Below are 13,977 nucleotides of genomic sequence, written 5' to 3' on the forward strand. Positions count from 1 at the left end.
GACTGATCCTCCTTGCCTCGCCGTGCGCCGGCCGTCGGTCACATGGACCATCCGGTGACCTGCCGGGCGACGGGCCGCGGAGCTCCCACGCCCTCGATGTCGCGCTCGGCGATGTCGAGCAGCTGCTGGGCGATGTTCCGCAGGCCGCGCCCCGCCGCCAGTTCGTCACCGATCTCCGGCACGTCCGCGTCCGCCGGATGGCAGTGCGCGGTCCCGTGGCCGGTGAGCGCCATGGTGCCGGTGTCCAGCACCACGTGCGCCTTCGTGGTTCCGTCGCTGTCCTCGAAGAGGTGGAGTCGGACTCTCCACTCCGCCGTGTGCGGCATTGCCTTCCTCCTCACCTGGGCCGGACCCATACGATCCGGAACGGGTCTGCGCGGTGCGCGTCGACGACTCGTACGTCGCGGAGGGTTCGCCCCCTTCGGCAGATGCGGTGACGTGGGGGGGCGACGGCCCGGACACGTGCGGGTCGTCCTTTCCCGTCTCCTGCCATCATGGGACGGCACGGGCCCCGGTCACAGGGCCGGAGGTCCCTGGGGGACGGCCCTCGGGCCCCACTGATCGATCCCGGTCGCAGGCCGGTCCGTGCCACCAGGTCTCGTGCCGCGCCGCGCCTTGCCCCATGGTGGGTTGTAGGAAACTCCTGCCCGACCGGCGTGGCAGAGCCCGGCAGCGGGTCTGCCCGTCATGGCTTTTCCGGGAGGCCGCCATGGGCGAACAGAGACCACTCGCCCCGAGTGAGGCGTGGCGGGCCGTGGCCACGTGCTTCCTCGCCTCCTTCGCCCTGCTCTCGCGGCGTCGAGTCCATCTGCCGAGGCAGCACGTGGGCGAGCGGCTCCGCTTCGCCGACGGCACCGGGGCCCGGGTCTACCGGGAAACCCGCCTCGGCAGCGGCCTGGCGCGGCGCAGCCCGGTCGGTGAACGGCCGCTCCCCGCGGCCCCTCTGCTCAAGGCCGCGGCGCTGGCGGCCCGGGACGTGCCCGGGCTCAACGGCTTCTGGACCGACGACCACTTAACGGCCGGTGAGGGCGTACACCTCGGCGTGGCCGTGTCCCTGCGCGGCGGAGGGCTCGTCACCCCCACGCTGCACCACGCCGGCGCCCTCCCCCTTCCCGGCTGATGGGCACCCTGAAGGACCTGGTCGTCCGGGCCCGAACGGGCAGGCTGCGCGGTTCCGAGGTGTCCGAGGCCACGATCACGGTCACCAACCTCGGCGATCAGGGCGTGGAGACGGTCTTCGGTCTGATCCACCCGTCCCAGGTGGCCTTGGTCGGTTTCGGACGCGTGGTCGACCGGCCGTGCGCCGTCGACGGCCTGCTGGGCGTACGGTCCGTGGTCACGGCGACCCTCTCGGCGGATCACCGGGCGACGGACGGTGCCGTCGACGCCCGTTACCTCACGGCGGTCACCCGTCTCCTGCAGAATCCGGAGCACCTGTGAGCATGAACAGGACCGACGCACTCGACATGGTCAGAGAATCGATCTCCTCCGTCGTCCGCCCTCGCGCCCGAGGAGACGTTCCGCGAGGTGTTCGAGATGGATTCGCTGGACTTCCTGAGCTTCGTGGAGGTCCTCGGTGAACGGGCTGGTGTCCGCATCGAGGACGAGGACACGCCCCGGCTCACCACGCTGTCCGACAGCGCGGGCTTCCTGGTCGCCCGCGCGCAGTGAGGCGAGTCGTTCCGGGGCCGGTCAGGTCAGCGAGGCGAGCGCGGCGTCCAACCGGGCTGTGGCTTCACCAGCGATGGGCTCCAGAGCGGGCAGTCCGGTGAGGGTCACCATGGTGTTCGGGTCCAGGGCTTGGACGGTGGTCCTGTGGCCGTCCCGGCGGACGACGACGTTGCAGGGTAGGAGCAGACCGATACTGCGGTCGGTCTCCAGAGCCTGGTGGGCCAGCGGCGGATTACAGGCACCGAGGATCAGGTAGTCCTCCACATCGGCACCGAGCTTCTCCTTCAGCGTGGCCTTGACGTCGATCTCGGTGAGGATGCCGAAGCCCTGGTCCGCCAGTGCCTGGCGGACGGCAGTGACGGTCGCGTCGAAGTCGGTGTCGAGGCGGACGGTGCGGTCGTAGGGCACGTGGTCTCCAAGGTCGTACGGGCTGTCGGTTCCGGTATACCTCGCCGGGTGTCGGCACGGACGACGCGACGCTCGACAGGTGTCCATGCGCTCCTGTCCTCGATGCAGCCTGGGCCGCACGCTGCAACGTCGCCCCCCGTGGTCGGCAGCCGGGCCACCCGAGGGGCCAACCTTTCAGACGACGCAAGGGCTCAGTGGCCTTCCAGCCGCGCACGGTCCTGAACCTGTGTTGCGATGACGGCAGCCTGGATGCGCCGCTCCACACCGAGCTTGGCGAGCAGGCGAGAAATATGGTTCTTCACCGTCTTCTCGGCCAAGTACAGCCTCTGGCCTATCTCACGGTTGGTGAGCCCCTCTCCGATCAGGGCGAGGATCTCCCGTTCTCGCTCGGTCAGTCCCGGCAGGGCGTCCGGCTCCTCCTTGGGCTCATGACTCCTTCGCAGCCGCGCCATCAGTTTCGCCGTAGCGGTGGGATCGAGCAACGACTGACCACGGGCTACTGTGCGCACCGCCGAGACAAGGTCCGACCCTCCGATCTGCTTCAGCACATATCCCGAAGCCCCAGCCATGATCGAGTCGAGCAAAGCCTCCTCATCGTCGAATGACGTCAGCATGAGACAGGCCAGGTCAGGAATCCGCGAGCGGAGCTCACGGCACACCGACACCCCGTCCCCGTCCGGCAGGCGAACGTCCAGCACCGCCACATCGGGCCGTAGAGCGGGTACACGCACTAGAGCCTGTTCGACGGTGGCTCCTTCCCCCACCACCGTGATGTCCGGTTCGTCATCGAGAAGGTCGTGCACTCCGCGCCGGACCACCTCGTGGTCATCCAGCAAGAAGACCCTGATTGAAGCCCTGTCACCGGCTCGCTCGCTGTCCACCATCAGTCGCTCCTCGACCTGAGTGCGGTCCCATGCCAGTCTTGCTCGCACTCGGAATTCGTGCCCAGGGCCGTTGTCTCTCTGAGGGGGCCTTGACCCCGAATCCTGAACACGGGTTATGCGGCTGGTGTCAGCGTAGTTGCTGTGGGGTGGAGGGTGTTCTCGAAGGCGATCGGTGATCGTTGTCCGAGGCGGGAGTGGCGGCGTCGGGTGTTGTAGCGGTGGAGCCATCGGAAGGCGTCGAGTCGGGCCTCGCGCTCGTCTGGCCAGCTCTTTCGTCCCTGCAGGGTCTCGCGTTCGAAGGTTGCGTTGAAGGACTCGGCGAGTGCGTTGTCCGCGCTGGACCCGACCGCGCTCATGCTTCGCCGGACCTCTGCTGCCCTGCGGGCTTCGGCGAAGGCTCTGCTCGTGTACTGGGCTCCGTGGTCGGTGTGCATGATCGATCCGGCGAGGCTGCCGCGGGTGCGGATGGCCGCGGCCGGAGCGTCGGTGACGAGATCTGCGCGCATGTGGTCGGCGATCGCCCGGCCGGCCAGACGGCGTGAGGCGAGGTCGATGACGGTCGCCAGGTAGCAGAACTTCCCGCCGTCGAGGGGCAGGTAGGTGATATCACCGACGTACTTCGTGTTGGGCTTCTCGGCGGTGAAGTCGCGGCCGATCAGGTCCGGCGCCTTGGCCGCGGCCGGATCGGGAACGGTGGTGCGGTGCCGACGCCGCAGCCGGACCCCTTCGATCCCGAAGGTTCGCATGATCCTTGCCACGCGTTTGTGGTTGACCACCTCACACCTCGTCTCGCGGAGCTCGGCGGTGATTCTCGGGGCTCCGTAGGTGCCGTCCGGTTCCTGGTGCACCGCCCGTATCCGGGCGGCCAGCTGTGCGTCGGCCGCCTGCCGGGCGGCCCGGTCCCCGGCGGTCCGGCACCAGTAGTAGAAGCTCGAGCGGCTCACGCCGAGGACGCTGCACAGCCGCTTCACGCCGTAGCGGCGCTGGAGGTCGGCGACGCACCGGAAGCGGTTCACCAGCGCGTCTCCCCGGCGAAATACTTCGCCGCCTTCCGCAGGATCTCGCGTTCCTCCTCCAGCTCGCGGACCTTCTTCCGCAGGGCTGCGTTCTCCGCCTCCAGCGGAGCCGGCGCCTTCGCCGGTTCCTGTGTCCAACGTCCCCGCGGACGGCTCGCCCCGGCAGCCCTCACCCAGTTCCGCAAGGTCTCCGGATTGATCCCCAGATCGGCGGCGACCGACCTGATCGTCGCATCGGGCCGCGACTCGTACAGCGCGACCGCGTCCGCCTTGAACTGCGGCGGGTAGTTCTTCATGACCACGAGATGTCCGTTCTCAGATCCGCAGGATCCAGTGTCTCGTGTGTCCAACATCAGGGGTCAAGGCCCGTTCAGGCGCCGTGCGCACTGCAGAAGTCCGACTCCGCGCTCGCGCAGGGCGTGGACCTGTTGCCGGCGCTCGCGGGTGGTGGTGGCCTGTCTCCTCTTCTTTACGGACGGCCTCGGCGAGGCGGTGCCACAGGCGCCGGCGGTCGCTGATCTGGACCTCGTCGGGCAGGGCTCGGCGGACCGCCTCGGCGTAGGCGGCCGATCCGTCCCGGCACACGGCCTCGATGCCCGGATGTCCGCACAGCCAGGCTTCCACAGTGACGGCTTCACGGACGGACGGTACCTCGATGCGCTCACCGGACCCGGCGTTGATGACGACCGTGGCGTAGCCCTGCCGGCGCCGCAGGGCGAAGTCGTCGACCCCGATCACCCGCGGGATCCGCACCTCCGGCACGGGCACCCGCCGCAGCAGCCGCAGGGCGCAGGCGTACGACACGGGCACGGCCAGCGATCGGGCGAACCGGCCGGGCGCCCGGCCGCACAACCCCATGACCACCTCAGAGAGCCGGCCGGTCAGACGTGTGGTGCGGCGCCGATGGTGCTCCAGAAGCCCAGGGACCTGCTCTCGGAAGGTCTGCCGCCTGCAGCCCAGGACCGGACAGACCAGCCGTCGTGTCCTCACCCGGACCACGACCTGCCGGCCGTCGACCATCGGCTCGAGGCCGGACGGCAGCCCGGTCTCGGTCTCGAACACCGGCAGCTGGCACAGGTACGGACGCGCGGTCCCGGCGGCCGGGTTTCACAGGACGGTGTTCCCGTCGAGAACGAAGTACTGGCTCAGCGCCCGCCTCCTCCGGCGCGCGGGCGACGATCCTCCGGCGCGCCCGCTGCCCGGCCCGCCCGCCTGGGGGCGGGCCGGGCAGCGGGCGGTGGATCAGGAGGTGCGGCAGACCGTGCCGTTGAGGGTGAAGGTCGTCGGGGTGGGGTTGGCGCCGTCGTTGGTTCCGACGAAGCCGAAGGTGGCGGTGGAGCCGCCGCGCGGGGCCAGCTCGGCGTTGGCACCGTTGTCGGTCACATGGACGCGTGTGCCCGAGCTGGTGACGTTCGCGTTCCAGGAGCTCTGCACGGACTGGCCGGTGGAGGGCCAGGTGAAGTCCAGGGTCCAGCCGCTGATCGGGGCGTCGCCGACGTTGGAGACCGTGACGGTGGCGACGAATCCGCTGCCCCAGCCGCTGTCCACCCGGTAGGTGACCAGGCAGCTGCTGTCGCGCGGAGCCGTGGTGGCGAAGGTCAGCGGCTCGGAGGGACGCGAGAGGCGGCCGTCGGCGTCCCGGGCGAGGACGTTGACCGTGTGCTCGGAGCCCGGCGGCAGGTTGTGCAGCGTCGCCGAGGTGGAGGTCGAGGTGGCCAGCAACTGGGCGTTGGTTCCCAGGCGTTCGTACACCTCGTAGCGCACCGCCTTGCCGTTCGCGGGGGCCGTCCAGCTCGCCGTGGCGGTCGAGCTGCCTACTGCGGTGGTCTTCGGTGCGCCGGGCGCGCCGACCGAGGCCGCGGCGGCGTGCGGGGCGACGGTGATCGTGGTGATCGAGTACGGCGGCAGCACCTGGTCGCCCCCGGCGGTGGCGGCCACCCGGGTGACATCGGTGTCGCCTCGACCGTAACGGTGCACGACCGGCGCCTGGGCAGTGGGCGTGTATCCGGCGTAACTGATATCCACAGTACGGGAGTTCAGCGGGTCCTTGTTGATCAGCATCACGCTCAGTGTGCCGTCGGCCCGGTGCACGGCGTGCGCGGAGACCTGGTCGCTGTCGGTGGAGGAGGCGACCATCGTGTCACCGGGACGGCCCAGCTTGGTCAGCGACTTGATGCCGAAGTAGGGGTGGAACGGCGTGTTCACGGTCGGCTGGCAGACGTCGCCGACGCAGCCGCCGCTGGAGAGCAGGCCGAAGTCGTTGAAGTCGGTGTCGCCGTCCACCGTCTCCACCTTGGTGGGCCCGTTGTGGACGTTCCACCAGTCGACGTTGAAGACGCCGTTCTCCAGCGCCGTCATGTAGGTGTCCGCGGCGAACAGGCCGTTGGGGCGGCTGTTCATCTGGACGTTGGAGTTGACCTCGGTGAGCGCGATGCCGATCTTCGACGAGCGTTCCCCGGCGTACCGGTCGATCTGCCGGCGGACCTCGCGGAGCTGTCCGGGCAGCCGGGCGGTCCGGTCCAGGGCTTCGTCGGCGGTGGCGCCGCCCGGGTAGGAGTGCACGATGGCGAAGTCGATCGTGCCGGCGACCGCGGACAGCACGGTGTGGTTCCAGTCGGCCGAGTCACCCGGGCCGGTGATGCCGTCCGGCCAGTCGCCCGGTGTGGTCAGCACGGCGCCGATCTTGATCGTCGGGTCGACCGCCTTCATCGCCTCGGCGTAGGCGAGGACGTTGCGGGCGTACTCCCGCGGGCTCTTGTCCGGGTGGTCGTCGGCCTCCCAGCCGCTGCCGTAGTGGCCGTTGCCGTAGATCTCGTTGCCGATCTCCCAGTACTTCGCCCCGTAGCCGCGGGTGACGTTGGCGTACCGGACCCAGTCGGCGGCCTCCTGCGGGGTGCCGGTGCCGTAGTTGGCGATGATCATCGGTTGGGATCCGGAGGCGCGGACGCTGCCCATGAACTCGTCGAAGGTAGTGCCGGGCGCCACGTAACCGCCGGGGGCGGTGTGGTCCTTCCAGTGGTAGATGTCGCCGTAGGAGCCGCCCGGGTAGCGCATCGCGCCGACGCCCGCCTCGCCCAGCAGGCCGGTCACCTCGGGGTCGTTCATGTGTGAGTCCCAGAGGGCGTGGTTGACGCCGAACGCCGCCTTGTCGATGGTGCCGAGCCCCACCCCCGCGTTGACGGAGACCTTGACGGTCGCCGCCTCGTCAGCGGCCGTCGCCGTGGCGGCCGGGTCCGCGGCGGTCCGGCCGGTCTCGGCGGGCGCCGGGGAAGCGGCGGCAAGGGCGGCGACCGTGGCCAGGGCGCAGACGAGCGTGGCGGTGGGGCGTCTGCCAGCGGTTCTTCCGGCTCTGCGAGGCGGTCGGCTCAACCGGCCGGTGGCGGGGAGGTGTGCGAGCGGCATGACGTGCCCTCCTCGGGCGAGCGCCGCGTCGGTCGGCAGGACGCCCGGTGTGAGTGGTCGGTGGGGTGCCTTCGGTGCGACGTTCATGGGAGCGCTCCCATGATGTGGGGGAGGCATGACCGCGTCAATGGTGCGGACGAGGGCGATCTGATTTCCCGTCACCCGTGCCGCCGCGCGGTGAACCGTTCGGCCTCCGCGTGCCACCAGGCGGGCGAAGGCGGGCCGGTGACGCGGGTGGTCGGCTGGTCCGGGTGCAGTCCCAGCCGGCGCGGGGCGTCGGAGCGGACGCGGATCTCGGCCACGCATTGCCGCCCGCCACCCTCGTCTTCGCCCCCGAACAGCCGACCCAGCCGGACCGGTACCTCCGGCTCCGTGCTTGACCCGCGCCCGTGGTCGGCCCCAGATGGAACGATCTTGACGTGACCGCAGTGCTCACGGCGTCGGTGCCGTCCTGGACAGGCCCCCTCGTCCCCTGCGAACGAACCGGTGTGCTGACGGCCGACCGGCGGATCCGCACGGACCTCAGGACATGCTGCCCCGGCACACCGTTCCCACGGCCGGAGTGCGGCCCGTGCGGAGGTATGTGTCGACCGCCTCGGTGACACAGCGGTTCTGCGGGTATGTGCCGTGGCCCTCTTCCTCGGCCGTCAGGAGCACGCCGACACCGTCGCCCAGGGCGCGGGCCATGCGGCGGGCGCCGGGATACGGGGTGGTCGGGTCGCCGGTGCCGCCGACCACGAGGACGGGGGCCGCGCCGTCGGCGTTCACCTGGGGCGTGGCGCGCTCGCCGTCGAACGGCCAGTCGTAACAGAGGTAGACGCCGGTGGACCAGGCCTCGCCGAAGACGGGTGAGGCGGCTCTGACGCGGGCCTCGTCCCTGTCGAGGCGTTCGGGGCCGGAGCGCAGGTTGGAGTCAGCGCAGGTGATCGCGGTCTGGGCGGCGCGGCTGTTGTCGAGCGAGGTCGCCGCGTGGTCGGCCGAGCCGGCGTCGTCCGCGCCCTCGCTCAGCGGACGGCCGTCGTTGTGGTCGATCAGCGCGGTGAGTGCCTCGGCGAGCGGCGACCAGCCGTCCGTGCCGAGGTCGAGATGGTCGCTGACGGCGTACGCGAGGTCGTCGGCGTCCAGGGTGTCGCCTCCGCCGGCCGGGGCGGGCCTGGTCTCCAGGCGGTCGGCCAGGCGCGCCATGCGTCGCACGGCCTCCTCGGGCCCGTCACCGGTCGGGCAGTGGCGGATACGGGCCGCGCAGTGCGCGGCGAACCGGTCGAACGCCGCCTGGACCGCCTTGACCTGTGACACCTGCTCCTCCACGAGGTCCTCGGTCGGGTCGACGGGGGCCTCGAGGACGAGCCGTCCGACGTGCGACGGGTACAGGTGGGCGTAGACCGCGCCGAGCTCCGTTCCGTACGAGACGCCGAAGTAGTGCAGCCGTTCGTCGCCGAGGAGGTAGCGCATCAGGTCGAGGTCGCGCGCGGTGTGCGAGGTGCCGATGTACGGCAGGAGCGCCCCGGAGTGCTCGGCGCAGGCGTCGGCCCCGTCGTAGCCGGTGTCGTGCGCGGTCTTCCCGCAGTGCACGGGGATGGTCGCGCCGACGCCGCGCGGGTCGAAGGAGACCAGGTCGTAGCGGTCGAGGAGCGGCTCGTACTGGTCGAGGTATTCGGGCAGTCCGCTCACGCCGGATACGCCGGGACCGCCGAAGTTGAGGACGAGCGAGCCGATGCGCCGGTCGTTCGGGCCGGTGGCCTTGCGGCGGATCAGGGCGACGTCGATCGTCCTGCCGTCTGGTTTCCGGTAATCGAGGGGGGCCTTCATGACGGCGCAGTCGTAGCCCGTGCGCGCGGTGGGCGGCGAGGTGCAGCGGGACCAGTTCAGGTGCTGGCCGGTGGTGAGCGCGGTGGGCAGACCGGCGGGCGGATTGTTCGCGGTGAACTCCGTACGCGGCTGCGCACTCCGGCCGGGAGCGTCGTGCTGGAGCCAGGCGCTGACGGCCCCGATCACAGCGAGGACGACCACGGCGATGATCCGCGCACCGACCGAGAGGCCCGGTCTGCGGCTTCGTATCGGATGTGCGTCACTCATCGAATCCCCGCGCTCCCGCCCCGTGCCCGCATGCCCGTGTTCGTGATCGTCCGACCGTCGAATGAGCGCAGAATACAAGCCGCCTCCGACAACAGCTCAGCTCCTGGCGTCACGGATCCCCAGCCCGGTGAACGTATGCGGTCACAGCACTGGTTACAGACCCCCACACCGAAGTCTTGCCACTCTGTGGGTCGCGGGTCGGACATGCCGGCTCATCCTGCTGGCAGGAGAGGTGTGCCATGACCTCGCGCCGTGAGCCTCGCCTGGCCGACGCTGCCGAGATCGCAGCCGAACAGGGCCTGTCTCCCGCGCGGATCAGCATGCTCTACGGCCGGCGTGCCGAGAACGGATTCCCGGAGACCGCCGGCATACGCGGCCGCGCCCGGCTGTGGGACCACGCGGAGGTCACCGAGTGGTTCGCGAACCGCCAGCCGGTGAGACTCCGTGGCCGCACGCCGCCCTCCCGCAGCCCGGAGGACCTGCTGAACGCGGCCGAGACCTCGAGGTTCCTGGGTCACGAGAATCCCCAACCAGGTCGACACTTACGTCCGCGACCGCCCCGGCTACTTCGACGGCCGCTTGCTTCAGTGGCGCGGCCGACACCGGCTGAGGATCCTGGACGGCGAGCACACTGGTCTGCCCGGCGCGGGCGACGGCGGTGGCGAGTACTCGGGCGTTCGGGACGGTGCGGATTGGCAGCTCGTCGATCACGTAGCGGCGCCCCCCTGGTCTGTCCGGCGCGGGGGTCCATGCGGCGTTCGTCGGCAGCAGTTCCAGATAGCCGCTCCGGATGAGCGTCACGGGTCCCTGGCCCAATACCTCCGTGACAGGGCCGAGGACCGCGTCCCACAGCTCTCGCGTGACGTTCTCGAGCCGGGCCCACCAGTTGAGCGTTCCGTCCTGTATCAGCGCCCCCAACCGGCGTATGACCTGCTCCCTCATACACCAGCCGGTCGGACGCGCCGGCCGCCACGTCGGCGAAGGTCGGCGGCCTGAGGAAATCGGCCCGTCCGGTGGTGGTTCTGATCTCATCGACGAGATCCTCGAGGTCGGTGCGGGTGGGCGCGGCGTGGGGTGGGGCCGGGGCAGATTCGGCACAGGGGCCAGTCGAGGCCGACCGGGCAGAGGTCCTGGCCGGGGACGCCGCAGCCGGTGCAGTCGGCGCATTCGACCAGCGCGCGGTAGGTAAGGTCAGCGCAACGTCCTGAGTTGCCGGTGGGTGATAAGGCAGCAGGCGAGTTTCGCGGTCAAGCGGACCAAGGCGGCAGGCGCGGAACTGGCCCGCATCGACAACCTCTACCCCGGGCGGGCGACGACGCGGGAGTCGGCCCCAGTCTCAGAACCCGGTTGCCGTCCCGGCGAGGCGGGGGCTCCCGCTAGATGATCGATTCCAAGGGTTGGTGGCCGTAGCGATTCCGGACCGGAAGGGTGGCGCGGCCTCATAGGCTGAGCCCCTGTCCGCATGGTCAGGGGGGAGTAATGACCAGTAGGTTCACCGAGTTGGTCGTCGACTGCCACGATCCGGAGCGGCTCGCGGCCTTCTGGTGCGCGGTCCTGGGCTTCAAGGTGATCGACCGGAGCGAGGGCAAGGTCGAGATCGGTTCCTGGGAGCCGACCGTCGAGGAGGTCCGGGTCCGCCAGATGCCGCCCACTCTGGTGTTCATCCGGGTGCCCGAGGGCAAGACCGTGAAGAACCGGCTCCACCTGGACGTCAGCCCGATCGACGGCAGTACCGACGACGAGGTGGCCAGACTGCTCGGCCTTGGCGCCGCCAAGGTGGACGCGGGTCAGGGTCCCGGCCGGAGCTGGGTGGTCATGGCCGACCCCGAGGGCAACGAGTTCGATGTCGTGCGCACCCTGGCACCGTCCACCTAGGGTCCGTCTTCGAAGATCATCAGGTCGTGGATCATGGTGGGGTGGCACGTCGTCATGAACTCACCGATCACAAGCGGGAGTTGCTCGCCCCGCTGATACCGCGGGCCGCAACAGGCCGGCCCCCGCACGATCTGGCACGGCGGCGGCACGGGAGCTTCCGATCCGTAGCCCAACGGAGCGCCCTGCGGCTGCCGCATGGCGTGCTGACGCGAGTAGGCCCCGACCGTAGCCGGGGCTCGTCTTCACTCGCTCCTCGCACTCCCTAGCCGCAGGCGCAGCCCGCGGCGCTCGGCGCCTCCTCGGCGGCCTGGCTGGTGCAGCAGCCGTCGCCGGTGGCGTGGGGGTCGGCGCTCTTGCCGAGGGTGTCGGCGTCGGCCTTCACGACGTAGACCTCCCAGGGCTCCTTGCCGGGGCCGTGCACCCACACCTTGTCCTGGAGGGCGTAGCAGCAGGACGTGTCGTTCTCCTCGAAGGTGGCCAGGCCGGCGTCCTTGAGGCGGGTCGTGGCGGCGGTGACCTGGTCGGTGGACCCGACCTCGACGCCGAGGTGGTCCAGTCGGGTTTCCTCGCCCGGCTCGCCCTCGATGAGGACTAGCTTGAGCGGGGGCTCGGTGATCGCGAAGTTGGCGTAGCCCTCGCGCCGCTTGGCCGGTTCGGTGCCGAACAGCTTCGAGTAGAAGGTGATCGATGCTTCCAGGTCACTGACACGCAGGGCGAGCTGAACGCGGGACATGGCAGGGCTCCCATCCGGTTGTTTCGATGTCTGTCGATGCAACATTGCGCGCTGGATTGAAGGATGTCAACATAGAGCCATGTCGAATCAAGAGTTTGTGGTGCTCGGTCAGACCGACGAGACTGGGGCCTGCTGCCCAGGGCTGTTGACCGCTCCCCTGGATGAGGGCCAGGCCGTGGAGCTGGCGAAGGTGTTCAAGGCGCTGGGTGACCCGGTGCGGCTGCGCCTGCTGTCGATGATCGCCTCACGGGCGGGCGGTGAGGTGTGTGTCTGTGACCTGACCCCGGCCTTCGATCTGTCCCAGCCGACGATCTCGCATCACCTGAAGCTGCTGCGGCAGGCCGGTCTCATCGACTGCGAACGGCGCGGCACGTGGGTCTACTACTGGCTGGTCCCGGAGATGACCGACCGACTGGCGAGCATCCTGACCCGCCCCATGGGCGAGCCTCTGCCCGACCGCAGCGCGCCGGCCGGAGCTGCTTCGTGAGTACCGCTGCTCCTGAGCAGAGCGTAGCGGGGCGTCTGTCCTTCGTGGACCGCTACCTCGCCGCCTGGATCCTTGCCGCCATGGCTGCCGGGCTGGGCCTGGGCCGCTTGGTTCCGGGCCTGGGTGACACGCTGGCCAAGGTGACCGTGACGGGGGTGTCCTTGCCGATCGCCCTGGGCCTGCTCGTGATGATGTACCCGGTGCTGGCCAAGGTCCGCTACGACCGCCTCGGCACCGTCACCCGCGACCGCCGCCTGTTGCTGCCGTCTCTGCTGCTCAACTGGATCATCGGCCCGGCGCTCATGTTCGCCCTGGCCTGGCTGCTCCTGCCGGACCTGCCCGCCTACCGCACCGGCCTGATCATCGTCGGTCTGGCGCGCTGCATCGCCATGGTCATCATCTGGAACGACCTCGCCTGTGGCCACCGCGAAGCCGCCGCCGTCCTCGTCGCCCTGAACTCCGTCTTCCAGATCATCGCGTTCTCGGCGCTCGGCTGGTTCTACCTCTCCGTCCTGCCCAGCTGGCTCGGCCTGGAACAGACCGGCCTGGACGTCTCGGTGTGGGAGATCGCCCGCAGCGTGCTCATCTTCCTCGGCATCCCGCTCGCAGCCGGCTACCTCACCCGTCGCATCGGCGAGAAGACCAGGGGCCGCACCTGGTACGAAGCCGAGCTCATCCCGCGCATCGGCCCCTTCGCCCTGTACGGCCTGCTCTTCACGATCGTCATCCTCTTCGCCCTGCAAGGCGACGCCATCACCTCGCAACCCCTCGACGTCGCCCGCATCGCCCTGCCGCTGCTGGTCTACTTCGCGATCATGTGGGCCGGATCGATGTTCCTGGGACGTGCGGTCGGCCTGGACCACCCACGCGCGACGACGCTGGCCTTCACCGCTGCGGGCAACAACTTCGAACTGGCCATCGCGGTCGCCATCGCCACTTTCGGCGCCTCCTCCGGCCAAGCCCTCGCCGGCGTCGTGGGCCCGCTCATCGAGGTGCCCGTACTGATCGGCCTCGTGTACGTCACCCTGTACGCGCGCCGCTACTTCACCGCTCCGGCCGCCACCCCCGCGCCCCAGAAGGAAGCCGCCCATGCCTGACACCGCCGTCTCGTCCGTCCTGTTCGTCTGCGTCCACAACGCCGGACGCTCGCAGATGGCCGCCGCCTTCCTCACCCACCTCGCGGGGGACCGCGTCCAGGTCCGCTCCGCCGGCTCCGCTCCCGCCGCCAGCGTCAATCCGGCCGTCGTCGCGGCCATGGCGGAGGTGGGCATCGACATCGCGGCCGAGGTACCCAAGGTGCTCACGGCCGAGGCGGTCCAGGCGTCCGACGTCGTGATCACGATGGGCTGCGGTGACACCTGCCCGGTCTTCCCCCGTCCGCCCTCACGGCGGGTACGCGCGAGGGCGGAGCCCAAGCCACGGCAC

General features: G+C 70.1%; 15 protein-coding genes and 2 pseudogenes. 7 read left to right on the forward strand and 10 right to left on the reverse strand.

Annotation, left to right across the window (positions count from 1 at the left end; all coding sequences use genetic code 11):
• Nucleotides 1-38: 38 nt before the first annotated feature.
• A complete protein-coding gene (locus JHAT_RS06320; protein ID WP_077797042.1) occupies nucleotides 39-326 on the reverse strand; it encodes a DUF1876 domain-containing protein in 288 nt (95 codons plus the stop codon).
• A 383-nt stretch (nucleotides 327-709) separates the two neighbouring features.
• On the opposite strand from JHAT_RS06320, the gene JHAT_RS35170 reads away from it, so the two are divergent.
• From JHAT_RS35170 to JHAT_RS06330, 3 genes are all read left to right on the forward strand, one after another.
• Nucleotides 710-1,120 carry a 2-oxo acid dehydrogenase subunit E2 gene (locus JHAT_RS35170; protein ID WP_253195413.1) on the forward strand — a complete coding sequence of 137 codons (411 nt, stop codon included), beginning with the start codon at nucleotides 710-712 and terminating at the stop codon, nucleotides 1,118-1,120.
• Nucleotides 1,120-1,440, forward strand: a complete 321-nt coding sequence (locus JHAT_RS35175; protein ID WP_171990766.1) for a 2-oxo acid dehydrogenase subunit E2 — start codon at nucleotides 1,120-1,122, stop codon at nucleotides 1,438-1,440. The genes JHAT_RS35170 and JHAT_RS35175 overlap by 1 nt, the downstream gene beginning before the upstream one ends.
• A 96-nt stretch (nucleotides 1,441-1,536) precedes the next feature.
• Nucleotides 1,537-1,671: a hypothetical protein gene (locus tag JHAT_RS06330; protein ID WP_253195425.1), complete on the forward strand. Its 135-nt coding sequence runs from the start codon at nucleotides 1,537-1,539 to the stop codon at nucleotides 1,669-1,671.
• A 21-nt stretch (nucleotides 1,672-1,692) separates the two neighbouring features.
• On the opposite strand, the gene JHAT_RS06335 is transcribed toward JHAT_RS06330, so the two are convergent.
• The 8 genes and pseudogenes from JHAT_RS06335 to JHAT_RS35895 form a co-directional block, all read right to left on the reverse strand.
• Nucleotides 1,693-2,079, reverse strand: a complete 387-nt coding sequence (locus JHAT_RS06335) for a DUF302 domain-containing protein (protein WP_077797043.1) — start codon at nucleotides 2,077-2,079, stop codon at nucleotides 1,693-1,695.
• 191 nt (nucleotides 2,080-2,270) lie between these two features.
• The gene (locus JHAT_RS06340) at nucleotides 2,271-2,963 is read right to left on the reverse strand and encodes a response regulator transcription factor (RefSeq protein WP_077797044.1); all 693 of its coding nucleotides are present in this window, start codon (nucleotides 2,961-2,963) and stop codon (nucleotides 2,271-2,273) included.
• A gap of 113 nt (nucleotides 2,964-3,076) precedes the next feature.
• A protein-coding gene (locus JHAT_RS06345) for an IS3 family transposase (protein WP_107481836.1) occupies nucleotides 3,077-4,281 on the reverse strand; the annotation gives its coding sequence in 2 pieces (ribosomal slippage) (nucleotides 3,077-3,990 and nucleotides 3,990-4,281; 1,206 coding nt in all).
• A gap of 66 nt (nucleotides 4,282-4,347) precedes the next feature.
• Nucleotides 4,348-4,996 (reverse strand): annotated as a pseudogene (locus tag JHAT_RS06350) (transposase); the annotation flags it as partial.
• A 225-nt stretch (nucleotides 4,997-5,221) separates the two neighbouring features.
• On the reverse strand, nucleotides 5,222-7,381 hold the full coding sequence (locus JHAT_RS06355; RefSeq protein WP_077797046.1) for a cellulose binding domain-containing protein: 2,160 nt from the start codon (nucleotides 7,379-7,381) through the stop codon (nucleotides 5,222-5,224).
• 158 nt (nucleotides 7,382-7,539) lie between these two features.
• A complete protein-coding gene (locus tag JHAT_RS06360) occupies nucleotides 7,540-7,683 on the reverse strand; it encodes a hypothetical protein (RefSeq protein WP_307718345.1) in 144 nt (47 codons plus the stop codon).
• A gap of 220 nt (nucleotides 7,684-7,903) precedes the next feature.
• Nucleotides 7,904-9,457, reverse strand: a complete 1,554-nt coding sequence (locus JHAT_RS06365) for an alpha/beta hydrolase (protein WP_077797047.1) — start codon at nucleotides 9,455-9,457, stop codon at nucleotides 7,904-7,906.
• 405 nt (nucleotides 9,458-9,862) lie between these two features.
• The gene (locus JHAT_RS35895; RefSeq protein WP_375603547.1) at nucleotides 9,863-10,624 is read right to left on the reverse strand and encodes a CHAT domain-containing protein; all 762 of its coding nucleotides are present in this window, start codon (nucleotides 10,622-10,624) and stop codon (nucleotides 9,863-9,865) included.
• 312 nt (nucleotides 10,625-10,936) lie between these two features.
• Here JHAT_RS35895 and JHAT_RS06375 point away from each other — a divergent pair, with 312 nt between their 5' ends.
• Nucleotides 10,937-11,332, forward strand: coding sequence for a VOC family protein (locus JHAT_RS06375; RefSeq protein WP_077797048.1), 396 nt, complete (start codon nucleotides 10,937-10,939; stop codon nucleotides 11,330-11,332).
• Nucleotides 11,333-11,594: 262 nt separating this feature from the next.
• Here the strand turns inward: JHAT_RS06375 and JHAT_RS06380 are convergent, their stop codons facing one another.
• Nucleotides 11,595-12,065 (reverse strand): ArsI/CadI family heavy metal resistance metalloenzyme, encoded by a 471-nt coding sequence (locus JHAT_RS06380; protein WP_077797049.1) that lies wholly within the window; start codon nucleotides 12,063-12,065, stop codon nucleotides 11,595-11,597.
• Between the two features lie 79 nt (nucleotides 12,066-12,144).
• Here JHAT_RS06380 and JHAT_RS06385 point away from each other — a divergent pair, with 79 nt between their 5' ends.
• From JHAT_RS06385 to JHAT_RS06395, 3 genes and pseudogenes are all read left to right on the forward strand, one after another.
• The gene (locus JHAT_RS06385; RefSeq protein WP_077797050.1) at nucleotides 12,145-12,552 is read left to right on the forward strand and encodes a helix-turn-helix transcriptional regulator; all 408 of its coding nucleotides are present in this window, start codon (nucleotides 12,145-12,147) and stop codon (nucleotides 12,550-12,552) included.
• Complete coding sequence (arsB, locus tag JHAT_RS06390; RefSeq protein WP_077797051.1) at nucleotides 12,549-13,649, forward strand: ACR3 family arsenite efflux transporter; 1,101 nt, start codon at nucleotides 12,549-12,551, stop codon at nucleotides 13,647-13,649. Before JHAT_RS06385 ends, arsB begins: the two co-directional genes overlap by 4 nt.
• Nucleotides 13,642-13,926, forward strand: a pseudogene (locus JHAT_RS06395) (arsenate reductase ArsC); the annotation flags it as partial. The gene arsB and the pseudogene JHAT_RS06395, both read left to right, overlap by 8 nt.
• Nucleotides 13,927-13,977 lie beyond the last annotated feature (51 nt).

This window comes from Streptomyces sp. JHA26 (assembly GCF_002005565.1).
In the GTDB taxonomy this organism is placed as follows: domain Bacteria; phylum Actinomycetota; class Actinomycetes; order Streptomycetales; family Streptomycetaceae; genus Streptomyces.